Annotated in this window: 23 protein-coding genes and 1 pseudogene; 16 read left to right on the forward strand and 8 right to left on the reverse strand. The window is 73.6% G+C overall.

Annotated features, from left to right (window positions below):
* Positions 1 to 85: 85 nt before the first annotated feature.
* From BJ965_RS13515 to BJ965_RS13540, 6 genes are all read left to right on the forward strand, one after another.
* Positions 86 to 1,669, forward strand: coding sequence for an SDR family oxidoreductase (locus BJ965_RS13515; RefSeq protein ID WP_184908867.1), 1,584 nt, complete (start codon positions 86 to 88; stop codon positions 1,667 to 1,669).
* Between the two features lie 4 nt (positions 1,670 to 1,673).
* Entirely contained in the window at positions 1,674 to 3,047 is a 1,374-nt protein-coding gene (locus tag BJ965_RS13520) for a cryptochrome/photolyase family protein (protein WP_184908868.1), read from the forward strand.
* A gap of 122 nt (positions 3,048 to 3,169) precedes the next feature.
* Positions 3,170 to 4,312, forward strand: a complete 1,143-nt coding sequence (locus BJ965_RS13525; RefSeq protein WP_184908869.1) for a polyprenyl synthetase family protein — start codon at positions 3,170 to 3,172, stop codon at positions 4,310 to 4,312.
* Complete coding sequence (locus BJ965_RS13530) at positions 4,309 to 5,862, forward strand: phytoene desaturase (protein ID WP_184908870.1); 1,554 nt, start codon at positions 4,309 to 4,311, stop codon at positions 5,860 to 5,862. Before BJ965_RS13525 ends, BJ965_RS13530 begins: the two co-directional genes overlap by 4 nt.
* Positions 5,849 to 6,832, forward strand: a complete 984-nt coding sequence (locus tag BJ965_RS13535) for a phytoene/squalene synthase family protein (protein WP_184908871.1) — start codon at positions 5,849 to 5,851, stop codon at positions 6,830 to 6,832. Before BJ965_RS13530 ends, BJ965_RS13535 begins: the two co-directional genes overlap by 14 nt.
* Positions 6,825 to 7,841: a DUF5914 domain-containing protein gene (locus BJ965_RS13540; protein WP_184908872.1), complete on the forward strand. Its 1,017-nt coding sequence runs from the start codon at positions 6,825 to 6,827 to the stop codon at positions 7,839 to 7,841. The genes BJ965_RS13535 and BJ965_RS13540 overlap by 8 nt, the downstream gene beginning before the upstream one ends.
* Before the next feature lie 58 nt (positions 7,842 to 7,899).
* Here the strand turns inward: BJ965_RS13540 and BJ965_RS13545 are convergent, their stop codons facing one another.
* The 4 genes from BJ965_RS13545 to BJ965_RS13560 all read right to left on the reverse strand — a co-directional run bounded on the left by BJ965_RS13545 (position 7,900) and on the right by BJ965_RS13560 (position 12,858).
* A complete protein-coding gene (locus BJ965_RS13545) occupies positions 7,900 to 9,462 on the reverse strand; it encodes an FAD-dependent oxidoreductase (RefSeq protein ID WP_184908873.1) in 1,563 nt (520 codons plus the stop codon).
* Positions 9,459 to 10,217: a class I SAM-dependent methyltransferase gene (locus tag BJ965_RS13550; protein ID WP_184908874.1), complete on the reverse strand. Its 759-nt coding sequence runs from the start codon at positions 10,215 to 10,217 to the stop codon at positions 9,459 to 9,461. The genes BJ965_RS13545 and BJ965_RS13550 overlap by 4 nt, the downstream gene beginning before the upstream one ends.
* Positions 10,214 to 11,473: a lycopene cyclase family protein gene (locus BJ965_RS13555; protein ID WP_313666848.1), complete on the reverse strand. Its 1,260-nt coding sequence runs from the start codon at positions 11,471 to 11,473 to the stop codon at positions 10,214 to 10,216. Before BJ965_RS13555 ends, BJ965_RS13550 begins: the two co-directional genes overlap by 4 nt.
* Before the next feature lie 347 nt (positions 11,474 to 11,820).
* Entirely contained in the window at positions 11,821 to 12,858 is a 1,038-nt protein-coding gene (locus BJ965_RS13560) for a MerR family transcriptional regulator (RefSeq protein WP_184908875.1), read from the reverse strand.
* Between the two features lie 161 nt (positions 12,859 to 13,019).
* Here BJ965_RS13560 and BJ965_RS13565 point away from each other — a divergent pair, with 161 nt between their 5' ends.
* From BJ965_RS13565 to BJ965_RS13580, 4 genes are all read left to right on the forward strand, one after another.
* Complete coding sequence (locus BJ965_RS13565) at positions 13,020 to 13,634, forward strand: RNA polymerase sigma factor (RefSeq protein WP_184908876.1); 615 nt, start codon at positions 13,020 to 13,022, stop codon at positions 13,632 to 13,634.
* Between the two features lie 96 nt (positions 13,635 to 13,730).
* Positions 13,731 to 14,558, forward strand: a complete 828-nt coding sequence (locus tag BJ965_RS13570) for a DUF4397 domain-containing protein (protein ID WP_184908877.1) — start codon at positions 13,731 to 13,733, stop codon at positions 14,556 to 14,558.
* A 202-nt stretch (positions 14,559 to 14,760) separates the two neighbouring features.
* Positions 14,761 to 15,207 (forward strand): class F sortase, encoded by a 447-nt coding sequence (locus BJ965_RS13575; protein WP_313666849.1) that lies wholly within the window; start codon positions 14,761 to 14,763, stop codon positions 15,205 to 15,207.
* The gene (locus tag BJ965_RS13580) at positions 15,195 to 15,479 is read left to right on the forward strand and encodes a hypothetical protein (protein WP_184908878.1); all 285 of its coding nucleotides are present in this window, start codon (positions 15,195 to 15,197) and stop codon (positions 15,477 to 15,479) included. Before BJ965_RS13575 ends, BJ965_RS13580 begins: the two co-directional genes overlap by 13 nt.
* A 96-nt stretch (positions 15,480 to 15,575) precedes the next feature.
* Here BJ965_RS13580 and ychF read toward each other — a convergent pair whose 3' ends face one another.
* A complete protein-coding gene (ychF, locus tag BJ965_RS13585) occupies positions 15,576 to 16,664 on the reverse strand; it encodes a redox-regulated ATPase YchF (protein WP_030842729.1) in 1,089 nt (362 codons plus the stop codon).
* A 170-nt stretch (positions 16,665 to 16,834) separates the two neighbouring features.
* Here ychF and BJ965_RS13590 point away from each other — a divergent pair, with 170 nt between their 5' ends.
* Positions 16,835 to 17,431 (forward strand): DUF6542 domain-containing protein, encoded by a 597-nt coding sequence (locus BJ965_RS13590; protein WP_184908879.1) that lies wholly within the window; start codon positions 16,835 to 16,837, stop codon positions 17,429 to 17,431.
* Positions 17,432 to 17,526: 95 nt separating this feature from the next.
* Here the strand turns inward: BJ965_RS13590 and ppgK are convergent, their stop codons facing one another.
* Complete coding sequence (gene ppgK / locus BJ965_RS13595) at positions 17,527 to 18,273, reverse strand: polyphosphate--glucose phosphotransferase (RefSeq protein WP_184908880.1); 747 nt, start codon at positions 18,271 to 18,273, stop codon at positions 17,527 to 17,529.
* A 68-nt stretch (positions 18,274 to 18,341) separates the two neighbouring features.
* A complete protein-coding gene (locus BJ965_RS13600; protein ID WP_184908881.1) occupies positions 18,342 to 19,367 on the reverse strand; it encodes a 4-hydroxy-3-methylbut-2-enyl diphosphate reductase in 1,026 nt (341 codons plus the stop codon).
* Between the two features lie 150 nt (positions 19,368 to 19,517).
* Here BJ965_RS13600 and BJ965_RS13605 point away from each other — a divergent pair.
* The 4 genes and pseudogenes from BJ965_RS13605 to BJ965_RS13620 all read left to right on the forward strand — a co-directional run.
* A pseudogene (locus BJ965_RS13605) lies at positions 19,518 to 19,697 on the forward strand (amino acid permease); the annotation flags it as partial.
* 61 nt (positions 19,698 to 19,758) lie between these two features.
* Positions 19,759 to 20,967, forward strand: coding sequence for an exodeoxyribonuclease VII large subunit (gene xseA, locus BJ965_RS13610; RefSeq protein WP_184908882.1), 1,209 nt, complete (start codon positions 19,759 to 19,761; stop codon positions 20,965 to 20,967).
* A gap of 9 nt (positions 20,968 to 20,976) precedes the next feature.
* A complete protein-coding gene (locus BJ965_RS13615; protein ID WP_184908883.1) occupies positions 20,977 to 21,222 on the forward strand; it encodes an exodeoxyribonuclease VII small subunit in 246 nt (81 codons plus the stop codon).
* 126 nt (positions 21,223 to 21,348) lie between these two features.
* Entirely contained in the window at positions 21,349 to 21,939 is a 591-nt protein-coding gene (locus BJ965_RS13620; protein WP_184908884.1) for a malonic semialdehyde reductase, read from the forward strand.
* 55 nt (positions 21,940 to 21,994) lie between these two features.
* Here the strand turns inward: BJ965_RS13620 and BJ965_RS13625 are convergent, their stop codons facing one another.
* A complete protein-coding gene (locus BJ965_RS13625) occupies positions 21,995 to 22,519 on the reverse strand; it encodes a DUF4245 domain-containing protein (protein WP_184908885.1) in 525 nt (174 codons plus the stop codon).
* A gap of 128 nt (positions 22,520 to 22,647) precedes the next feature.
* On the opposite strand from BJ965_RS13625, the gene glpX reads away from it, so the two are divergent.
* Positions 22,648 to 23,682 (forward strand): class II fructose-bisphosphatase, encoded by a 1,035-nt coding sequence (gene glpX, locus BJ965_RS13630; protein ID WP_030842703.1) that lies wholly within the window; start codon positions 22,648 to 22,650, stop codon positions 23,680 to 23,682.
* Positions 23,683 to 23,805 lie beyond the last annotated feature (123 nt).

The following is a 23,805-nucleotide window of genomic DNA, read 5'->3' on the forward strand; positions in this document are numbered from 1 at the left end:
GCGGGCCCCGGGCGGGAAGTGTTCGCGTCAGGGCCGGCCGTGGTCCGACAGCACGGCGACGGTGTCGGAGGACGGAGGCACGACCATGACGACGGACGGGCAGCGGCTGCACTGCCTGGTCACCGGGGCGTCCGGGTACATCGGCGGGCGCCTGGTGCCGGAACTGCTGCAGGAGGGCCACCGCGTCCGGTGCCTCGCCCGCTCCCCCGGCAAGCTCCGCGACCACCCCTGGGCGGCGCACGCCGAGACGGTCCGGGGGGACGTCACGGACCCGGAGTCGCTCGCCTCCGCGATGCGCGGGGTGGATGTCGCCTACTACCTGGTGCACGCCCTCGGCTCCGGCTCCCGGTTCGAGGAAACCGACCGCGCCGCCGCCCGGATCTTCGCCGAGCAGGCCCGGGCCGCGGGTGTACGGCGGATCGTCTACCTCGGCGGGCTCACGCCGCGCGGCGTCCCCGAGGGGGAGCTCTCGCCGCATCTGCGGTCCCGGGCCGAGGTGGGGCAGATCTTCCTCGACTCGCCCGTGCCCGCGACGGTGCTGCGCGCCGCCGTCGTCATCGGCTCGGGTTCGGCCTCGTTCGAGATGCTGCGCTACCTCACCGAACGCCTGCCCGTCATGGTCACCCCCAGCTGGGTGCACACCCGCACCCAGCCCATCGGCGTGCGGGACGTGCTGCGCTACCTCGTCGGGTCGGCCACCATGCCGGACGACGTCGACCGGGCCTTCGACATCGGCGGGCCGGACGTCCTCACCTACCGCGACATGATGCGGCGCTACGCCGCCGTCGCCGGACTGCGGCGGCGGTTCATCGTGCCGGTCCCGGTCCTCACCCCACGGCTTTCCAGCCACTGGGTCGGCCTGGTCACCCCGGTGCCCGCCTCCCTGGCCCGGCCGCTGACCGAGTCGCTGCGGCACGAGGTCGTCTGCCACGAACACGACATCGCCCGGTACGTGCCCGACACCCCGGGCCGGCCGCTGCCGTTCGACGAGGCTCTCGCCCTGGCGCTGCGCCGGGTGCGGGAGGCTCAGGTCACCACGCGCTGGTCCTCCGCCTCGGTGCCCGGAGCGCCCAGCGACCCGCTGCCGACCGACCCCGATTGGGCGGGCGGCAGCCTCTACCAGGACGAACGGCAGCGGCCGGTCGACGCCTCCCGCGAGGCGCTGTGGAAGGTGGTCGAGGGCATCGGCGGCGACAACGGCTGGTACTCCTCCCCCCTGGCCTGGGCGGTCCGGGGCCGGCTGGACCGGTTCGTGGGCGGGGTCGGGCTGCGCCGCGGACGGCGGGACACCGAGCGGCTGAGGGTCGGCGACTCGCTGGACTTCTGGCGGGTCGAGGAGATCGAACCGGGTCATCTGCTGCGGCTGCGCGCCGAGATGCGGCTGCCCGGCCTCGCCTGGCTGGAGATGTACGCCGAGACCGACGACGCGGGCCGCACCCGCTACCGGCAGCGCGCCCTGTTCCACCCGCGCGGCCTGCTGGGCCACGCCTACTGGTGGAGCGTCGCCCCGTTCCACTCCGCCGTGTTCGGCGGCATGGCGCGCAACATCGCGCGGGCGGCGGCCGAGGGCACGAGCGGACGCCGGAGCGCCGCGCGCATCCGACGGGCCCGTGAGCGGCGAAGTGTCCGGGAGCAACGAACGCAACCCGCACCACCGCATCAGGAGTGACGCCATGACCGTCGCGGTCGTCCTGTTCACCTCGGACCTGCGTCTGCACGACCATCCGCCCCTGCACGCGGCACTGAAGGCGGCCGACGAGGTGGTGCCCCTGTTCGTCCGCGACCCAGCCGTCCACGCCGTGGGATTCGACGTGCCCAACCGGGCCGCGTTCCTCGCCGACTGCCTGGCCGACCTCGACTCCTCGCTGCGCCGGCGCGGCGGGCGGCTGGTCGTGCGCACCGGGCCGGTCGCCCGGGAGGTCCGCGTGGTCGCCGCCGCGTGCGGGGCCACGGAGGTGCACATGGCGGCGGGGGTCACCGGCTTCGCCCACCGCCGTGAGGAGCGGCTGCGCAAGGAACTCGACGCCGAGGGTGTCGCGCTGCGGGTGCACGACCGTGTGGTCACCGCCGTGGCGCCGGGGGCCGTGACCCCGGCGGGCTCGGACCACTTCGCCGTGTTCACGCCGTACATGCGCCGCTGGTCCAAGGAGCCGCTGCGCGACCCGCTGCCCGCCCCGCGCGCGGTGCGGGTGCCCGAGGCGGTGCATGGCGAGGAGCTGCCGTCCCGCGCCGGAGTGGCGGACGTGTCGGCGGATCTCCCGGCCGGTGGCGAGTCGGCGGGGCGCGACAGGTTCGCGCGGTGGGCGGACACCGGCCTGGCCCGGTACGAGGAACGGCACGACGACCTGGCCGGTGACGCGACCTCACGCCTGTCGCCGTACCTCCACTTCGGGGCGCTGTCGCCGGTGGAGGTGGTCCGGCGGGCCCGGGCGAAGGGCGGCGCCGGGGCGGAGGCGTTCGTCCGGCAGCTGTGCTGGCGCGACTTCCACCACCAGGTCCTCGCGGCCCGGCCCGAGGCGTCGGTCCGGGACTACCGCTCCCGGGGCGACCGATGGCGCGGTGAGGAGGAGGCCGCCGAGGAGATCGCCGCGTGGCGCGAGGGCCGCACCGGCTACCCGGTGGTCGACGCGGGCATGCGCCAGTTGCGCCACGAGGGCTGGATGCACAACCGGGCCCGGCTGCTGGTGGCGAGCTTCCTGACCAAGACGCTCTACGTGGACTGGCGGATCGGCGCCCGGCACTTTCTGCGGTTCCTGGTCGACGGCGACCTCGTCAACAACCAGCTCAACTGGCAGTGGGTCGCCGGCACCGGCACCGACACCCGCCCCCACCGCGTCCTCAACCCGGTCCTCCAGGGCAAGCGCTACGACCCGGACGGCGCCTACGTACGCCGCTGGGTGCCCGAACTGGCCGACGTCGGCGGCGCCGCGGTGCACGAGCCCTGGCGACTGCCGGAGGACGAGCGGGCCCGGCTGCGCTATCCGGCGCCGCTCCTCGATCTCGGCGAGGGCCTGGCCCGCTTCCGGCAGGCCCGGGGCCGCGACTGAGAGCACGGTTCACGACCGAGGGACCGGTTCACGGTTGAGAGCCCGCCATCCGGCGCATCCGAAACGCCTCTGCCCGGGGAAGCACTGATGTGCGGATGACCGGAAGCGAGAAGGGGTTACGCATGCTTGGACCGCGGCCGACGGTGGCCGGACCGGCGGAGACGAACCACGCCCCGCTCACCGCTCCCGGGGCCACCCGCGCCATGGAGGCGGTCCTGGAGCGGGTGCTGGAGGCGCGGCTTCGGCAGGCCCGCGACACCGACGCGGTGTTCGCCGCCGACATGGCCGACCGCCTCGCCGCATACGTCCGGCGCGGCGGCAAGCGGCTGCGTACGGCGTTCGTGTGGTGCGGCTGGCGGGCCGCGGGCGGCTCGGGCGACGCGAGCGCGGTCCTGCGCACCGGGGCCGCCCTCGAACTGCTCCAGGCCTGCGCCCTCATCCACGACGACGTGATGGACGGGTCACCGCTGCGCCGGGGCGCCCCCGCGATGCACGTGGACTTCGCCCACGGGCACCGGACCGGCCGCACCGGCGGGTCCGCCGAGTCGTTCGGGACGTCGGCGGCCGTACTCGCGGGTGATCTGGCGCTGGCGTGGGCGGACGACCTGCTGACGGAGACGGCGCTCGCCTCGCCGCACGGCCCGCGATTGTTCGAGGAGTGGCGGGCCATGCGCACCGAGATGGTCGCCGGGCAGTACCGCGACCTGCGCGCACAGGCGAGCGGATCGTCCGGCGCCGAGGAGGCGCAAACCATCGCCGTCCTGAAGAGCGCCCGGTACACGGTCGCGCGGCCCCTGGCGCTGGGCGCGTCGCTGGCCGGTGCCGACGCCCGCACCCTGGGCGCGCTGCGGGCCGCCGGCCGGTGCGCCGGACTGGCCTTCCAACTGCGCGACGACCTCCTCGGCGCGTTCGGGGACCCGGCGCTGACCGGCAAACCGGCCGACGAGGACCTGCGCTCCCGCAAGCTCACCCCTCTCCTCGCCGTCGCCGTCCGGCTCGCGGAGGCCTCCGGCGACCGGGACGCCGCCGCCGTGCTCGCCCCGGACGCGGACGCCCGGCCGGGGCACACCGTGGAGCGGATGCGGGCGGCGCTGGAGCGGACGGGTGCCCGGGCCGAGGTGGAGGCGAGGATCGCCGACCTGGCGGCCTCCGGACTGCGGCATTTCGGGGCGACCGGCGCCGCCCCCGGCGTACGGCGGGAATTCGCCGCGCTGGTCGAGCGGGCCTCGGGCGTCGCCCCGCGGCAGGCGGAGGAGCTCGTATGAGGACGGTGGCGGGACCGACGGACCATGTCGTGGTGGTGGGCGCCGGCCTGTCCGGGCTGGCGTGCGCGCTGCATCTGCTGGGCGCCGGCCGCCGGGTCACACTCGTCGAACGGGACGCCGGCCCGGGCGGGAGAGCCGGGCGGGCCCGGCTCGGTGACTATCTGGTGGACACCGGGCCCACCGTGCTGACGATGCCGCAGCTGGCCGACGAGGCGTTCGCCGCCGTCGGCGAGAGCCTCGACCGCCACGTCGAGCTGCTGCCCCTGCACCCCGCCTACCGGGCGGGCTTCGCGGACGGGACCTCACTCGACGTGCACACCGACGGCGACGCCATGGAGGCGGAGGTGCGGCGCTTCGCCGGACCGGCGGAGGCGGCGGGCTACCGCAGGCTGCGGGAGTGGCTGGAGCGGCTGTACCGGGCGCAGATGCGCCGCTTCATCGACACCAACTTCGACTCGCCCTTCCAACTGGCCCACCCGGACCTGGCCCGGCTGGCGGCGCTCGGCGGTTTCGGGCGCCTCGACGGCGCGATCGGCCGCTTCCTCTCCGACGCCCGCCTGCGCCGCGTCTTCTCCTTCCAGGCCCTGTACGCCGGGGTGGCACCGGCCCGGGCGCTGGCGGCCTACGCGGTGATCGCCTACATGGACACCGTGGCCGGCGTCTGGTTCCCCAAGGGCGGCATGCACGCCCTGCCCCGCGCGATGGCGGACGTGGCGGCCGGGGCCGGTGCCGAGCTGCGCTGGTCGGCCGAGGTGAGCGCGCTGGAACGCTCGGCGGGCCGGGTGCGGGCCGTCCGCCTCGCCTCGGGCGAGCGCATCCCGTGCGACGCGGTGGTGCTGACCTGCGAACTGCCCGCCGCGCACCGGCTGCTGGGCCGGGCACCCCGGCGCCCGGTACGGCTGCGGCACTCGCCGTCCGCGGTGGTCCTGCACGCGGGAACCGACCGCACCTGGCCCCAGCTCGCCCACCACACGCTGTCCTTCGGCGCCGCGTGGGAGCGCACCTTCGACGAACTGACCCGCTCGGGAACGCTGATGAGCGACCCGTCCCTGCTGATCACCCGTCCCACCACGCACGACCCCTCGCTGGCACCGCCGGGCCGCCACCTCCACTACGTCCTGGCGCCCTGCCCCAACACCGCCGTCGGCCCCTCCGCCACCGCCTGGCGCGACCTGGGCCCGCGCTACCGCGACAGCCTGCTCGCCGAGCTGGAACGCCGCGGCCTCCACGGGTTCGGCGACAGCATCGAGGAGGAACTGCTGGTGACCCCGCTCGACTGGACGGCCCAGGGCCACGCGGCGGGCAGCCCCTTCTCCGTCTCCCACACCTTCGCCCAGACCGGGCCCTTCCGGCCGCGCAACCTCGTCCGCGGGCTGGACAACGTGGTGCTCGCCGGCTGCGGGACCACACCCGGTGTCGGCGTACCGACCGTGCTCATCAGCGGCAAACTCGCCGCCGCCCGCGTCACCGGGGGCGGCACCCGGGCGAGCAGGCCTTCGAACCGCCGCCCGACCGCCCCGACCGGAGCAGGTGCCCATGACCCGTCGTGAACTGGACGCCGCCGGGATCACCGACCCCGGCCTGCGCGCCGCCTACACCCGGTGCCGGCAGCTCAACGCCCGGCACGGCCGGACCTACTTCCTGGCCACCCGCCTACTGCCGCTGGAACGCCGTTCCGCGGTGCACGCGCTGTACGGCTTCGCCCGCTGGGCCGACGACATCGTCGACGACCTGGACCGGCGCCGGACCCCGGACGAGCCGGGCCTGCAGCTGACGCGGCTGGAGGGCGACCTCGCGCACGCGCTGCGCACCGGCGGCGGGACCGAACCGGTGGTCCGGGCCGTGGCCGACACCGCGGACCGTTACGGCATCGAGGTGGACCTGTTCGCCGACTTCCTCGCCTCGATGCGCGCCGACCTGACCGTCACGGACTACCCGACCTACGCCGACCTGCGGGCCTACATGCACGGCTCGGCCGCGGTGATCGGCCTGCAGATGCTGCCGGTGCTCGGCACGGTCGTCCCGCGCGAGGAGGCGGCACCGCACGCGGCGGCCCTCGGCGTGGCGTTCCAGCTGACCAACTTCCTGCGGGACGTGGGCGAGGACCTCGACCGCGGTCGCCTCTACCTGCCCGCCGACCTGCTCACCGCCCACGGCGTGGACCGGCCGCTCCTGGAGTGGAGCAGGCGCAGCGGGCGCGGCGACCCGCGCATCCGGGCGGCACTCGTGGCCGCCGAGGCCCTGACCAGGGACGTGTACCGGGACGCGGAACCGGGCATCGCGATGCTCGACCCGCGGGTACGCCCCTGCATCAGGACCGCGTTCACGCTCTACGGCGGCATCCTCGACGCGATCGCCCGGCACGACTACACCGTGCTGCACCACCGGGCGGTGGTACCCCGCCGGCGACGGGCGGCCACCGCCGCGGCCGGTGTCCTCAGGGTGGCCCGCGCGCGGTGGCACGCGGCGCCCGCGGCGGACCCCGTCGCACTGGAACGGAAAGGACCGGGCCATGGCTGACCGGGCGGACCATGCACGCTGGACCTCACCGCTGCGGCGGCGCCGCGGCCCCGGCTGGGCGGAGCAGACACCGACCTGGCGCGCGGCCCGGCCGGCGCTGATCGCCGACACCCTCAAACGCGCCTCCGCCCGGCCCTCCGGCAACTGGTTCGTGGCCGGGGCCTCCCGGGAGGTGCGCCCCGGCAGCCCCTGCGGCAGGACCGTAGGCGGCGTCGAAGTGGTGCTGTGGCGCTCGCGGTCGGGCGAGCTCCGGGCCGGTCCCGGGGCCTGCCCGCACCTCGGTGCTCCGCTGCGGGACAGCCGGGTGGTGTGCGGCACGCTGGTGTGCCACTGGCACGGACTGGCCCTGGACGGCTCCCCGTTCGCCGGCTGGCAGCCGTACCCCGCCCACGACGACGGGGTGCTGGTGTGGGTACGGCTGGACGCGGTGGGCGGTGAGGAGCCGACGGAGCGGCCCGTGGTCCCGGACCGTCCCGCGCCGGGCAGCGGAGTGGACGCCGTGTACACGGCGGTCGGGCGGTGCGAACCGCAGGACGTGGTGGCCAACCGGCTCGACCCGTGGCACGGCTCCTGGTTCCACCCGTACTCCTTCGTCGATCTGACGGTCGTGAGGGAGCCGCTGGGCGAGCCTCAGGGCGACGAGGACGACGCCTTCGAGGTGGACGTCTCCTTCCGGGTGGCGGGCCGTCTGGTGGTGCCCGTACGGGCCCAGTTCACCGCGCCGGAGCCGCGCACCGTCGTCATGCGCATCACCGACGGCGAGGGCGCCACGTCCGTGGTGGAGACCCATGCGACGCCGCTGACCGCCACGGACGCGGAGCTGCCTCGGACGGCCGTGATCGAGGCCGTCGTCGCCGCTTCGGACCGGCGCGGCTTCGCCCTGGCCCGGGCCGCCGCCCCCGTGCTGCGGCCCCTGATGCGGCGCACCGCCGGACGCCTGTGGCGCGACGACCTCGCCTACGCCGAGAGGCGCTGGGAGCTGCGCAGCACCGGGCGGTTTCCCGGGTGACTCGACCCCGCCGGACGGGCCTGCGCGGAGCGGCCCGGGCCCGTCCGGCGGCCCCGCGTCACCGGCGCACCCGACGCTCCGCGAGCGCGGCGAGTGCCCGCAGCAGCGGAGAGCGGCCCGCCCGCGGCACGGTCCACAGCACCTGGCCGCGGACACCCCACCCGGCGAGCAGTTCGTTGGACGCCAGGAAGCCGGTGGTGGCGGCGCGTTCCATCAGAGCCACCGGCAGGTCGCAGCGCAGCCCGTCGCCGGCCAGCGTCAGCCACGAGTGGGGGGTCCGTACGGTGGGCCGCCGGTGGTGGGTGCCGACCGGGAAGAGCGGGCAGTCCGAGCGCCACTCGTGCCGGGCGTCGACGACGCGCGCCTCCCGGGTCTCCGGGTAGATCCGCCGCAACTGCCCGAGCAGCGCGTCCTGCACGCTCTCCCGGTCCGCGCCGGGGCCGACGGCGTAGGCGTGCAGCTCCACGACCGAACCGGTGTTCTTCGCGGCCCAGCGGGCGGCCTCGCCCTCGTAGCGTTCCAGGACGCTGATGTTGTCGAGGCCGCCGTAGCCGCTGGTGCCGAGGAAGCCGGGTCGGTCGGCGCGGACCGGCCGGTCGAGCCAGAGCCGTGAGACGAGGAACGGCGGGGCGGCGCGCAGGGCGGCGATGCCGTCGCGCCATGGTGGGGTGCCCAGGCCGGGCGAGGCGGCGACGACCCGGCGCAGCCCCCCGGTGTCGAGCGCGAGCACCACCGCGTCGTGCCGGTCGGTGCCGGTGCCGGTGCGCACCTCGGCCCCACCGGTGCCGCCGGGCTCCACTGCGAGTACGGAAGTGCCGGTACGGATGGTCGCACCGAGGCGCCGGAGGTAGTCGCCGAGCGGCTCCCACAGGGCCTGGGGGAAGGGCTCGTCGGGTACGTCGAAGAGCAGCCCCTCCGAGGAGCCGAGGAAGTAGATGTGGAACATCAGCATCAGTTCGGCGGCGGACAGTTCGGACGGGTCGGCGAAGAAGCTGCGCGAGAACACCTCGAAGGCCAGGTGGTGCGCGGCCTCGGGGAAGCGGATGCGCTCCAGGAAGTCGGTCGCGCTGACCTGGTCGAAACGCGCGTACACGTCGGGCACGCGCACGTCCAGCAGCGGCAGCGCCGCCCGGGCGTCCAGGGCGGCGAGGTCGCGGCGGCCGAAGGTGGGGCTGAGGGCTACGAAGCCGAGGGCGCTGAGGGGCGGGGTGCGCGGGACGCGGGCGAAGCTGTCGGTCAGTCCGCCGCTGTGCCGCAGGGGGTAGTCGGGCAGCGGGGTGAGGCGGGTGAGGGCGGGGTCGGTGCGCCGTAGCAGGCCGCGCAGGTTGTAGTACTGGCGGAAGAAGGCGTGGAAGCCGCGGCTCATGGTCACCTCGGAGCCGTCGGCCAGCCGGGTGGGGTGCCCGGCGAGGCGGCCGCCCAGGGATTCCTCGCGTTCGTAGAGGGTCACCCGGGCGCCGCGTTCGGCCAGTCCGGTGGCCGCGGCGAGTCCGGCGATGCCGCCGCCCACGACGGCGACGGACGGCGCGTCCCCGGGCGCGAACCGGTCCCGGCCGGGCGCGGGCATCAGGACCTCGGCCTTGCGGTCCCGGCCGCGGCGGGCGGCCTCACGGGTGCTCATCGGGCGGTTTCCCCCGCCGTGGCCAGGAACGTGTGCGTGATGCCGGTCTGCCATCCGGCGAGGGGAAGGGCCCGCGCACCCGTGAAACCGGCCCGCGTCAGCCGCCCGGTGAAGGCGGCGGCGGTGTCGAAGTCGAGGACGCTGTGCCACAGGTGCCGGTACAGGGCCCGGTCACCGGTGAGGGTGCCCGCGGGGATGATCACTCCCTGGCAGAGGGCCGTCCACAGCGCCCGGTGCGCGGGCGAGCCGCCGAGGCTGTACTCGTGGACGGCGAGGCGCCCGCCCGGCCGCAGCAGTCCGCGCACCGTGCCGAGGACGCCGTCCGGGTCGGAGACGTTGCGGAACAGGTAGGCGGCGAAGACCGCGTCGAAGGGGCCTTCACCGGCCGTGTCGAGTTCCTCGGCGCTCGGGGCGGGCCCTTCACTGACCGTCGAGAGTTCCTCGGCGCTCAGGTGCAGGAACCGCACGCTGTCGGGCCACGGCTTGGCCAGCGCCCGGCGCAGCATGCCCGCGGAGGCGTCCACGGCGGTGATCCGCGCCCGGGGTGCGGCCCGCAGCAGGGCCCGGGTGGAGGCACCGGTGCCGCAGCCCAGGTCGAGCAGGTGCAGTCCGGCCCCGTCCCCGGGGAGCCTCAGCCGGCGGGCCGAGCGCAGCAGGTCGGCGCGGTACCCCGGGTTGAGGCCGGTGAGGCGGTCGTAGGTGCGGGACGCGTGGTCGAAGGCGTGGGCCAGGTCGCGGTCGCGCAGCAGGGTCATCGGGGGCTCTCTCCGGTTCCTGGGGCTGGGTGGGGGCGGCGGGGCAGGAAGGGCACTTCGAGTGCGGTGCGGAGCATCGGGCCGACGGGGGTGCGCAGTCCGATGCCCCACTCCTCGCGGACCGAGGTGGCGCCGTCGAGGAAACGCAGCAGGCGCTGTGGGGGCGTACGGCGGAACAGGCCGGTGAAGAACGCGGGGCCGTCGATCCGCCCGGTGTCCAGGGCCCGCAGCAGCACGGCGTCCATGGCGAGCGCCCGGCGCCCGTGCGGTGCGGGCACGCTGCCCTTGCCGTCCCGCAGGGCGGCGGCGATGGCCCGGCTGTGCCGCTGCACGGCGGCGAAGGTGTAGCCGGTGGCGGGGCGGGTCGCTCCGCCCGCCGTCCCGATGCGGAAGACGGCCGCTCCGGCCCGCCTGGGGAAGCGGGCGTCGGTCATGGGGATGACGCCCTGCTCGGCCGTGTCCACGGTGAACTCGCCCAGGCGCAGCACCTCGCGGGCGTAGTGGCCGAGCGTCGCCTCGTAGGCCGCGGTGGTCAGCGGGGTCCGGGAGAACTCGGTGTACTCGACCAGCGCCCGGTCCGGGGCCAGCGGCAGGACGTAGCCGAAGGCGAGCCCGTGCCGCGGCTGGGGGACCCGGAAGTCCATGAGGTCGGCCACCGCCGGGTCGAACCGGTCGGTGCCGGTGCGCACGAACCAGCCGCGGAAGTGCTGCAACAGCCGCGTCCGGGCCGGGGGCAGGGCGGGCAGGGGCCGCGAGTCGAACACGTACCGGGAGCGCAGCGTCAGCGTGCGGCCGTCGGCCGCGGTGCAGCGGACCTCCGCGCCCCCGGGGATGTCGCGCACCGAGTCCGCAGTGGCCCGGAGGACCCGCCCGCCGGGCGAACGCTCCAGCCGGGCGTGCACCAGCCGCTCGAACGCCCGGGAACGCACCATGCGGTAGCGCGAGGGGGCCGGGTCGACGGTGAGCGGGCCGCCGTCGGGGCCGTGCACCCGAAGCAGGGGCCAGGTGGCGGTGACCGCCTCGCCGAAGTCGTCGCCGGTGCCGTCACCGTCACCGTCACCGTCACCGTCACCGTCACCGTCGGCATGGTCCCAGTAGCACCAGGTCCGCTCCGCAGGGCGCGCGGGACCGTCCGGCTGCTCCACCACGGTCACGGTCGCGACGCCGTCCGCGACCAGTCGGTGCGCGAGGCTGAGGCCGGCGGCTCCGCCCCCGACGATCACCACGTCCGACGTGCCGACGGGCCCCTGGCTCACCGGGCCCACCACGCGCCGCTCATCTCCGTACCCCGCTCCCGGCCACCCGACCGGTCGACTGTGTGTTGAGTTCCGTCACCGCTTCGGGCCGACGGCCGTGTTCGGATGCAGTCGGCCGAAGCGCATCCGACGGAACTGTTGGATGCAGTCGGCCGGAGCACATCCGACGAGACTTCCGGACACGGCCGGCCGAGGCGACATCCGACGGGACTTCCCGACACAGCCGGCCGAGGCGACATCCGACGGGACTTCCCGACACAGCCGGCCGAGGCGACATCCGACGGGACTTCCGGACACAGCCGGCCGAGGCGACATCCGACGGGACTTCCCGACACAGCCGGCGGCGGCTAGCGCGACACCACCGATTCCAGAACCGCGACGGCCTCGGCCAGCCCCCTCGGACGCGGCAGGCCGGTGACGGTCCGGCCGCTCCAGCCGGGCCCGATCGTCAGGACCACCGGCTTGCGGCGGGCGCCCCGTACCCCCCACTCCATCGCGGCGACGTGCTGGGCCAGCGGCCGGCTGGCGGTCGTCCGGGACTGCGCCCACAGCGCCACGGCGGCCGGCCCGGTCCTGCGTACGGCCGTGACCAGGGACTCCACGGGCAGGGCCCCGCCGAACATGCGCACCGGCAGACCGCGTTCGGCCAGCGCGGCGGCCAGCACCTCCAGGGGCAGTGTGTGGTTCTCCCCCGGCACGCAGGCGAGCACGGTGGTCGCGCCCGGGCCGTCGGCGGCCGCGGGCGGGGCACCGCGGCGCAGCGCGCCGGAGACGTGCCAGGACAGGAAGTGCTCGACCTCGACGTACTTCTCGCCCGAGCTCTCCCACTTGCGGCCGACCGCCTGGAGCGTCGGCATGATCACTTCGGTCCAGGCGGCGACCAGCCCGTGCTCGGCGATCGCGGCCTCGAGCAGTTCGTCCAGCGCGGCGGCGTCGAGGCGCAGAGCAGCACGGGCGATGCCCTTGCACTCCTGACGGACGTCACCGAGGCGCAGTCCGCTGCCCGCGCGGCTGCGGGCGGGGACGGACGGTGGCGGTGGCGGTGATGCCGGGGCGGTCAGCCCGACCGCCCCGGCATCAGGTTCCGTCGCGGATCCCGCCTCCTGCGTCGCTTCGCCGAGCACCGTGCGCGCCGCCTCGGCGGGCGGTATCCCGGTCGCCGTGAGGGCGCACATCCGCTCCAGTCGTGCCACGTCCGTCGCCGTCCACCGGCGGTGCCGGCCGCCGGTGTGGGCGTCGGGGCCGAGGCCGTAGCGCCGGTCCCACGTGCGGACGGTGGTGGGTGCGACCCCCAGCCGCCTGGCCACCTCCCCGGTGGTCAGTCCGGCGTCGGTCGGCGCGCTCTCGGGTCCGCGGCGCCGGCTGTCCCGTTCGTGTACACCCATACCTCCGACTGTACGACGCACAAACGACGCATGTTGAGCTGCGTCGTTTATGCGCCGAACACTGGCCAGAGCGCATGGTCGCGGCTCCGCACAGCGCGACCGGTGCGGTTCGGCAGACGGCCTTCCGTCCCCGCGCGACGCACTGCAGGAGGAATCAGGCCATGATCACGAACACGCGACTCACCACCCCCACCGCGTCCACCGCGCCCGCCGAGGAAACGCGGTACGAGGAGGAGCTGGCCCGTGGCCTCGTCGCCGCCGACGAGGAGGCGTTCGCCGCGATCTACCGGCGCTGGGGCTCGCTCGTCCACACCATGGCCAGCCGACTGCTCGGTGACACGTACGAGGCGGAGGACGTGACCCAGCAGGTCTTCCTCGGTGCCTGGCACGGCCGGGCCGGATTCCGTCCCGAACGGGGCCCGCTCGGCGCCTGGCTGGTCGGCATCACGCGCCGCAAGATCGTCGACGCGCTGGCGGCGAGGACGCGGCGGCTGACGTTGATCGACTCGGCAGGCCGCGCCGCGGACACCACCGGACCCGACGAAGCGGTACCGGACCGCGTCCTGGACCGGGTGCTGCTGGTCGACGCCCTGGCACGGCTGCCGCGGCACCAGCGGGAGGTGCTGTGCATGGCCTTCTACGAGGACCTGACCCAGGCGCAGATCGCGGAGCGGACCGGCATGCCCCTGGGGACGGTCAAGAGCCACGCCCGTCGCGGCCTGCACCGGCTGCGCCTGGTGATCGAGCAGCCCCCGGTCCCCGGCACGGGCCTGTAGCGGTGACGCCGTACGCGCATCCGCGGCGGCCCCCACACCTGAAACAGGACCGAGACTCCGCACCGTACGGAGACTCCGTTCGAAGGGATGATTCCCATGACCTCTCACACCCGCCTCGCCCTCGCCGCCTCGACCGGTGCCTGTGCCCTGGCCCTCGGCGTCTCCGCGCCCGCCCTTGCCGACCAGGAGGACAAGGCCATGGTGTCCGTCTTCCACGGCATCCCCGGCATGACCGTGGACGTGTACGCCAACGGCGACGAACTGATCGGCGACTTCAAGCCCGGCACGGTGACGGACCCCCAGTCCCTCGACGCCGGGACCTACGACATCCAGATCTTCGAAGCGGGCCAGGGCCCTGACGGAACTCCCGCTCTGGAGAAGAAGATCGAGGTGCCCGAGGGCGCGAACGCCACGGTCGCCGCCCATCTCTCGGCCGACGGCAAACCCCAGTTGACGGCGTTCACCAACGACGTCTCCGAGGTCGACGCCGGCAAGTCCCGTCTGACGGTCCGGCATCTCGCGGCAGCGCCCGCCGTCGACGTCCGGGCCGGCGGACAGCCGGTCTTCAGCAACCTGACCAACCCGAAGGAGGACACCGCCGAGGTCGACGCGGGCACGATCAACGCGGATGTGGTGCTCGCCGGTACGGACACCGTGGCCATAGGCCCGGCCGACCTGAAGCTCGGCGAAGGTACCAGCAATGTCGTCTACGCCTGGGGCAGCGCCGAGGACAAGAACCTCGCCCTGGCGACCCAGACGTTCAGCGGCATGGCGTCCTCGCCCCGTGGCGTCCCCGCGGGCGGCAGCGGTGCCGCCGTCGCACCGAACTCCTCCGACCTCGGGCCGGCTTTCGCCGCCGGGGCCGGAGCGGTCGCGGTGGCGGGCCTGCTGGTGGCCCGCCGGGTCGCCCGCCGGCGTGGCTGACGGCACGCGGCGGCTGACCGGACCGATTGTGGCGGCTGCCGCTCTGGCAGCCGTCCTCGGTTTTCCGCCCACGCCGTCGGGCCCGGCCGCGCCTCCGCCCGACTTCGCGGCAGAGCCGCTGGAACACGGGCCGGCGGCGGCCCCGACGACACCCCCGGACACGTCGGCCCCCGGCACGGCGCAGGACCCACCGCCCCGTCGCGTGCTCGCACCCCGCGCCGGCCTGGACGCCCGGATCAGCCCGGTGGGCGTGACGGCCCGAGGGGACATGAGCGTCCCCGGCGACCCGGCCGTGGCCGGCTGGTACCGCCACGGCCCCGCGCCGGGCAGTGCCCGGGGTTCGGCCGTCCTCGTCGGGCACGTCGACACCGACACCGGAGCCCTCGGCGAGTTCCTGGCGCTGTACGACATGCGGCGCGGCGACCGGATCGAGGTGCGCCGCGCGGGGGACGCGCCGGTGACCTACCGGGTCGTCTCCCGGCTCACCCTGCCGAAGGAGGACCTACCGCCCTCGGCATTCCGCCGCTCCGGCGCCCCGGTCCTCACCCTCATCACCTGCGCGCCCCCGTTCGTCCCCGAGCAGGGCGGCTACGCATCGAACCTCGTCGTCACGGCGGAACCCGTCGGGAGGACGCAGTGGCCCACGTAGAGTCCGCACACCTGGTGGAACTGGCGCTGAGCAACGCCACCCCGACCGACGCCGACGCCGAGGCGCTGCGCCACATCGAACACTGCACCCACTGCCGCGACGAACTCGCCATGCTGACCCGACTGGTGACGGCGGCACGCACCGCGGAGACGGTGGACCTGCCGACCCCGCCCCCCGAAGACGTCTGGCTCCGCATCACCCAGGAGGTCTCCCGCGAGACGGGCACACCCCCACCGCCGCACCACCCGTGGCACGACGACGAGCCCGGCTGACAGCCCCCGCTCCCGCCCACCGCTCACAGCACGGGCGGGCCCGACCTGGAAAGGCCGGGCCCCGTATGACCTGCGGGTATGGCGGTACAGCGTCCGCTAGACGTTGAAGCGGAACTCCACCACATCCCCGTCCTGCATCACATACTCCTTGCCCTCCATCCGCGCCTTCCCCTTCGCGCGGGCCTCCGCCACCGAACCCGTCTCCACCAGGTCGTCGAAGGAGATGACCTCCGCCTTGATGAAGCCCTTCTGGAAGTCGGTGTGGATGACGCCGGCGGCCTCGGGGGCCGTGGCGCCCTTCTTGATGGTCCAGGCGCGGGATTCCTTGGGGCCGGCGGTCAGGTACGTCTGGAGACCCAGCGTGCGGAAGCCGACGTGGGCCAGGGTCGCGAGACCCGGCTCCTCCTGGCCGACGGACTGGAGGAGTTCCAGCGCCTCGTCCTCGTCGAGCTCGGCGAGGTCCGCCTCCAGCTTGGCGTTGAGGAAGATCGCCTCGGCCGGGGCGACCAGGGCCCGCTGCTCGTTCTTGAAGTCCTCGTCGGTCAGCTCGTCCTCGTCGACGTTGAAGACGTAGAGGAACGGCTTGGTGGTGAGCAGGTGCAGGTCGTGCAGGAGCTCCTCGTTGCCGGAGCCCTGGACGATGCCCGCGGAGAACAGCGTGTCGCCCTTCTCCAGGATCTCCTTGGCCTCCTCGACGGCCTTGACCTTCGGCGCGATGTCCTTCTTGATGCGCGACTCCTTCTGGAGGCGCGGCAGGACCTTCTCGATGGTCTGCAGGTCCGCGAGGATCAGCTCGGTGTTGATCGTCTCGATGTCGTCCTTCGGCGAGACCTTGCCGTCCACGTGCACGACGTTCTCGTCCTTGAAGGCGCGGATGACCTGGCAGATCGCGTCGGACTCGCGGATGTTCGCGAGGAACTTGTTGCCCAGGCCCTCGCCCTCGGAAGCACCGCGCACGATGCCGGCGATGTCGACGAAGTCGACCGTGGCCGGAAGGACACGCTGCGAGGAGAAGATCTCCGCCAGTTTCGTCAGCCGGGGGTCGGGCACGCCGACGACGCCGACGTTGGGCTCGATCGTGGCGAACGGGTAGTTGGCCGCCAGCACGTCGTTCTTGGTCAGGGCGTTGAACAGGGTCGACTTGCCGACATTCGGCAGACCGACGATTCCGATCGTGAGCGACACGTTGCGACTTCCCGTGAGTGGAGGGGGCCAGGAGGCCAGGGGACCGGCCGATCCACCAGTCTACGGCGTGTCCGGAACCGCCCCGGCGACGTGTCGAACGCTTGGCCAAGCATCGGCCGACGGCGTGTCTGAAGGCCTATTCGGCATATTGAACGACCTAAGTTGGTGCGGTGGAGCAATACAGGACGCGATCTCCTCAGTACGGACCGCGACGGGACCGGCCCAGGCCGCCCCGGCAACCCGTGCCGTCGCAGGCGGGGCGGGGTGCGGGAGGCGAGCCCGTGCGCTCGGCCCGGCCGCCGGGGCCGCGGCGCCGCCCGCCGGTGCCGGTACGACGGCCCGCGCCCGCTCCGGCGCCCGCTTCGGGAGGGCCGCCGAACCCACGGCTGACCGGCCTGGGCAGCGGGCTGTTCTGCGCGGTGGTGATGTTCCTGCTCGGCGCGCTCTGCTCGGCCCTGTTCGGGTCGTCCCTGACGGCGTACGGGGTGCTGTTCCTGCCGGTGAGTGTGCTGACCGCCCTCTGGGTGCGCCGGGGCGACCTGATGACCGCGCCCGTCGTGGTGCCGATCGCGTTCGCCGTGGGGCTGCTGCCGGTGGCCGACGGCGAGGGCGGCACCGGCGGCACGCTGATGGGCCTGGTGACGGCACTCGCCACGCAGGCCGGCTGGCTGTACGGAGGGACGCTCATCGCCGGGCTGATCGTGATCGTCCGGCGGATCCGGCTGGTGCACCGGCGGCGGACGGCCGGGGCCCGGCCGCCGGTCTGACCTCTCGTTGTCCGAGGCGCCCGGCCCCCAGGTCGGCTCCCCGGAGCGGCCGCCCCAGGTCCCGTCCCCGGGGCGGGCGGCACGCACGGATACGGCTAGTGCCCGGCCGCCCGCATCGCCGCGCCCACGATCCCCGCGTTGTTCTGCAGCTGCGCCGGGACGATCTCCGCCTTGATGCCCTCGATGGAGGGCAGGAACTTGTGGGACTTGCGGCTGACGCCGCCGCCGATGATGAACAGCTCCGGCGAGAACAGCATCTCGACATGGGCGAGGTACTTGCGCACGCGGTGCACCGCCCAGTGCTCCCACGTCATGTCGTGGTCCTCGCGGGCCTTGCTGGAGGCCCGCTTCTCCGCGTCGTGCCCGTCCAGCTCCAGGTGGCCCAGCTCGGTGTTGGGGACGAGCACGCCGTCGGCGAAGACCGCGCTGCCGATGCCCGTGCCGAAGGTCAGCAGGATCACCGTGCCCCGGCGGCCGCGGCCCGCGCCGAAGTTCATCTCGGCGACGCCCGCCGCGTCCGCGTCGTTGACCACCGTCACCGGCAGTCCGCCCAGCCGCTCGCCGAGCAGCGCGCGGGCGTCGGTGTCGATCCAGCCGGCGTCGACGTTCGCCGCCGTGCGGATCGTGGCTCCGTCGGTGACCACGCCCGGGAAGGTGACCCCGATCGGGCCCGTCCAGCCGAAGTGGTCGACGACCTGCTTGACGCCGTCGGCCACCGCGTCGGGCGTGGCGGGGTGCGGGGTGAGGACCTTGTGGCGCTCCTGAGCCAGATCGCCCTTGTCCAGGTCCACCGGGGCACCCTTGATCCCGGATCCGCCGATGTCCACTCCGAAGATCTGCATGGCCCTACGTTACGACGAACGACTGACGGTCACAGGCCGGACAGCGGTGCTGCCCGGCCTGTCCGCGATCACTCCCCGGAATGTTCACCGGTCCCGGCGCCGCCGCGCTCGGCGGCCAGGGTCGCGGCCTCCTCGCGCAGGTCGCGACGGAGCTCCTTGGGCAGGGAGAAGGTGATGGACTCCTCGGCCGCCTTGACGATCTCGACGTCCTCGAAACCGCGCTGGGACAGCCACTCCAGGACCTGCTCGACCAGGACCTCCGGGACGGAGGCGCCCGAGGTGACGCCGACCGTGGTCACGCCCTCCAGCCAGGCCTCGTCGATCTCGTCGGCGAAGTCCACGAGGTAGGCCTCGCGGGCACCGGCGATCTTGGCGACCTCCACGAGCCGCTTGGAGTTGGAGGAGTTGCGCGAGCCGACGACGATGACCAGCTCCGACTCGGCGCCCATCTGCTTCACGGCCAGCTGGCGGTTCTGCGTGGCGTAGCAGATGTCGTCGCTGGGCGGGGAGATGAGCTGCGGGAACTTGTCCTTCAGGGCGTCGACGGTCTCCATGGTCTCGTCGACGGACAGCGTGGTCTGGGAGAGCCAGACGACCTTGGACGGGTCGCGGACCTCGACCTTCGCCACATCGCCCGGGCCGTCGACGAGCTGGATGTGGTCGGGGGCCTCGCCGGAGGTGCCGATGACCTCCTCGTGACCCTCGTGGCCGATCAGGAGGATGTCGTAGTCCTCGCTCGCGAAACGGACGGCTTCCTTGTGGACCTTGGTGACGAGCGGGCAGGTGGCGTCGATGGTGGCGAGGCGGCCGCGCTCGGCCTCCTCGTGGACGACGGGGGCGACCCCGTGCGCCGAGAACATCACGATGTTGCCCGGGGGAACCTCCTCCGTACGCTCGACGAAGATCGCGCCCTTCTTCTCCAGGGTCTGCACGACGTACTTGTTGTGGACGATCTCATGCCGGACGTACACCGGAGCGCCGTACTGCTCCAGGGCTTTCTCGACGGCGATCACGGCGCGGTCCACACCCGCGCAGTAGCCACGGGGGGCGGCGAGCAGGACACGGCGGCCAGGCGAAGCAGACATGCGTCCCATCGTAAGGCCGCGTACGGCGGGTCAAAGATCGCGTCCGTGCGGAGTCCCCGGGAAGACTGACATGGGGCGGCGCGAGTGACGTACAGCGGGAGCGGAGGCGCGATGTCCGAGACCGGCCCGCAGGCCCGTACGGCCGAGGGGGAGCCCGCGCTGCGGCGCGGTCTCGGCATCTGGTGGCGCCATGTGCTGGCACCGGTGGCGGGAGCGGCGATCACGATCGCCGTGATCGTGGAGGCGTCGGGAACCGCCCAGGTGGTGGGTGCGATGTGGCTGGCGGTGGGGTTGGCGGTGCTGGCGGTGCAGGGGAGCCGGCGGGCGGTGCCCTCGTGACGGGGCGGTGTTCGCAGGGCGGCTGAGCCGGGTTGTCGGTGCGGCCCACTACCCTCGCGGCATGGCTGTGAACACGACTCCGGAAGCACCGCTGCCCGTCGGCGAGGTGTCGCGGCTCATCGGGGGCTGGATCGACCGGCTGGGGGCGGTGTGGGTCGAGGGTCAGATCACGCAGTTGTCGCGGCGGCCGGGCGCGGGCGTGGTGTTCCTGACGCTGCGGGACCCGTCGTACGACATCTCCGTCGGCGTCACCTGCTACCGGCAGGTGTTCGACGCCGTCGCGGACGTGGTGAGCGAGGGCGCCCGGGTCGTCGTCCTCGCGAAGCCCGAGTGGTACGCCCCGCGCGGCCAGCTGTCGCTGCGGGCCGCCGAGATACGGCCCGTCGGGGTCGGTGAGCTGCTCGCGCGCCTGGAGCAGCTGAAGAAGGCCCTCGCGCGGGAGGGCCTGTTCGCGCCGGAGCGCAAGAAGCCGCTGCCGTTCCTGCCGCAGCTGGTCGGGCTGGTCTGCGGCCGGGCCTCGGCCGCCGAGCGGGACGTCCTGGAGAACGCCCGGCACCGCTGGCCCGCCGTCCGCTTCGAGGTGCGCAACGTCGCCGTGCAGGGTGTGCACGCCGTGTCGCAGGTCGTGCAGGCCGTGAAGGAGCTCGACGCGATCGACGACGTGGACGTGATCATCGTCGCCCGGGGCGGTGGCAGCGTGGAGGACCTGCTGCCGTTCTCCGACGAGCAGCTGATCCGGACGGTCGCGCAGTGCCGTACGCCCGTGGTGTCCGCCATCGGGCACGAGCCGGACAACCCGCTGCTGGACCAGGTCGCCGACCTGCGCGCCTCCACTCCGACCGACGCGGCCAAGAAGGTGGTGCCGGACGTCGGCGAGGAGTACGAGCGGGTGCGGCTGCTGCGGGACCGGGCGCGGCGGTGTGTGGCGGCGCTGGTGGAGCGGGAGGAGCGCGGGCTGGCGCACGCGCTCGCGCGGCCGTCGATAGAGGATCCGCACCGGATGATCGACGTGCGCGCCGACCAGGTGGCGGACCTGCTCGACCGGGGCCGGCGCTGTCTGCGGCACCAGCTCGACCGCGCCGACTCGGAGCTGACGCACACGCACGCGCGCGTGGTGGCCCTCTCCCCCGCCGCGACCCTGAAGCGCGGGTACGCCGTGCTGCAGAAGGCGGACGGGCACGCGGTCCGCGATCCCGGCGAGGTGGAGGCCGGCGAGGCCCTGCGCGCGCGGGTCTCCGAGGGTGAGTTCTCCGTACGAGTGGACACATAGGGTGGGTGGATGACCAGCGAGGTTGATGAGACACCGGGCGCCGGCGAGGCGCTCGGCTACGAGCAGGCGCGGGACGAGCTGATCGAGGTCGTCCGGCGCCTGGAGGCGGGCGGTACGACGCTGGAGGAGTCCCTCGCGCTCTGGGAGCGCGGGGAGGAGCTGGCCAAGGTGTGCCGGCGCTGGCTGGACGGGGCCCGGGCGCGGTTGAACGCGGCGCTGGCGGAGGAGGCCGCGGAGGACGAGGGCGCGGAGTAACCGGGACCGTTCGGTTCGGGGTGGCATACGACACCCCCCACATTGATTGAACATTGAACTTCATTCACGGTACGGTCGGAGACGTCAGCCGATCTTCCGGACCGACCGTCGCGAGAAAGTGCCTTCATGTCCCTCGTTCTTGACCCCGCCGCCCAGGACCTGCTGTTCCGCGAGGCCCGATCCGCCAACACCTTCACCGACGAGCCGGTGACCGACGAGCAGGTGCAGGCGATCTACGACCTGGTCAAGTACGGTCCGACCGCCTTCAACCAGACCCCGCTGCGCATCACCCTGGTCCGCTCCCCCGAGGCCCGCGAGCGCCTGGTGGCGCACATGGCCGAGGGCAACCGGCCCAAGACGGCGAGCGCCCCGCTGGTGGCGATCCTCTCCGCGGACAACGAGTTCCACGAGGAGCTGCCGCACCTGTTCCCGGCCGCCCCGCAGATCAAGGACGTCTTCTTCACCGAGCGCCCGGTCCGCGAGAACGCCGCCGCGCTGAACGCCGCCCTCCAGGCCGCGTACTTCATCGTCGGTGTCCGTGCCGCCGGTCTCGCCGCCGGCCCGATGACAGGCTTCGACTTCGAGGGCGTCCGCAAGGAGTTCCTGGACGACGACCACACCCCGCTGATGGTCGTCAACATCGGCCGCCCCGGCCCGGACGCCTGGTACCCGCGCTCCCCGCGCCTGGAGTTCGACCAGGTCGTCACGACCGTCTGACCGACGCGCGTACGACGAAGGCCCCCGGCGTCCGCCGGGGGCCTTCGTCGTACGACTACTTCGTCTGCAGCGCCTCGGCCATCTTCGTCAGCTGGGCGAAGGACGCGGTGCCCGTCACGACCGTCGTCGAGCCCTTGGTGCCCTCGAGGACCAGCGCGTCGTACCGGCCGCCCTCGTAACGGGTCCAGGTGCCGTCGCCGATCTTCTCGGTCCTCCCGGTCTCCCGAGCGCCCTGGGTCGCCTCGTCGAGGAAGACGGGGCGCCGCTGAGTGGACTGCTCGACCGCCACGTACTCCCCCTCGGGATCGTGGAAGCCGAGGTGCCAGGCGTCGAACCTGTCGCCCTGGAAGCGGACGGAGGTGGCCTTCCATGTGCCGGGCAGACCCTGGGGGGCGGCCACGGGGTAGGAGGCCGCGCGGCGTGCCGTGAGCAGCTCGACCCGGTAGTCGACGGCCTTCACGTCGGGCGCGCTGTCGTCGTGCGGGATGAAGAGGTACACGAAGCCCGCTACGAGGACGATGACTCCCATGGAGAGGATCATGTCCCGCGCCGTCTTCTGCTTGCCGTTCTTGCCTGCCACGCCCCCTATCGTCGCAGGTCCCTGCCGCGCTCATCCGTGGGGGCCCCTGCTCATTTTGTGGGCTCGGCGATAGAGTCGGGCGAAGAACACCCTCATCCGGCCGTCGTCGTACAGAAAGGTGCGCTCCGATGACCGAGCATCATCACTTGCCGTCCGAACTCGATGTGCCCTCCGAGGCCCCCGACCGCAACCTCGCCCTGGAGCTCGTCCGGGTCACCGAGGCGGCGGCGATGGCCGCGGGCCGTTGGGTCGGGCGGGGTGACAAGAACGGCGCCGACGGTGCCGCGGTGCGCGCCATGCGCACCCTCGTCTCCACCGTCTCGATGAACGGCGTCGTCGTCATCGGCGAGGGCGAGAAGGACGAAGCCCCGATGCTGTTCAACGGGGAGCGCGTGGGCGACGGCACCGGGCCCGAATGCGACATCGCCGTCGACCCGATCGACGGCACCACGCTGACCGCGAAGGGCATGACGAACGCGATCGCGGTGCTGGCCGCCGCCGAGCGCGGGTCGATGTTCGACCCGTCCGCCGTCTTCTACATGGACAAGCTCGTCACCGGGCCCGAGGCGGCCGACTTCGTCGACATCAACGCCCCGGTGTCGGTGAACATCCGCCGGGTCGCCAAGGCGAAGCGGTCCGCGCCGGAGGACGTGACGGTGGTGATCCTCGACCGGCCGCGGCACGAGGGCATCATCAAGGAGATCCGGGAGACCGGGGCGCGCATCAGGCTGATCTCCGACGGCGACGTGGCCGGCTCGATCCTGGCGCTGCGCGAGGGCACGGGCGTCGACCTGCTGCTCGGTATCGGCGGTACGCCGGAGGGCATCATCTCGGCCTGTGCGGTGAAGTGCCTGGGCGGCACGATCCAGGGCAAGCTGTGGCCCAAGGACGACGAGGAGCGGCAGCGGGCGATCGACGCGGGGCACGACCTCGACCGCGTGCTGACGACCGAGGACCTCGTCACCGGGGAGAACGTGTTCTTCGTGGCCACGGGCATCACCGACGGGGAGCTGCTGCGGGGGGTTCGCTACCGGGCGGAGACCGCCACGACCGACTCGATCGTGATGCGGTCCCGGTCGGGCACGGTCCGCCGGATCTCGTCCGAGCACCGGCTGAGCAAGCTGCGTGCCTACAGCGCGATCGACTTCGACAAGGGCAAGTAGCCCCGGGGCGAAGCGGGCCGGCACGGGAGCGGAGCGCCGGCACCACGAAAGGGCGTCCCCGGTGCGGTGGGGACGCCCTTTGTCGTCACGCTCGTCTCGTGTGCTCGTGTTCTGGTGTTCGTC

It is taken from the genome of Streptomyces luteogriseus (genome assembly GCF_014205055.1).
GTDB classification, from domain to species: domain Bacteria; phylum Actinomycetota; class Actinomycetes; order Streptomycetales; family Streptomycetaceae; genus Streptomyces; species Streptomyces luteogriseus.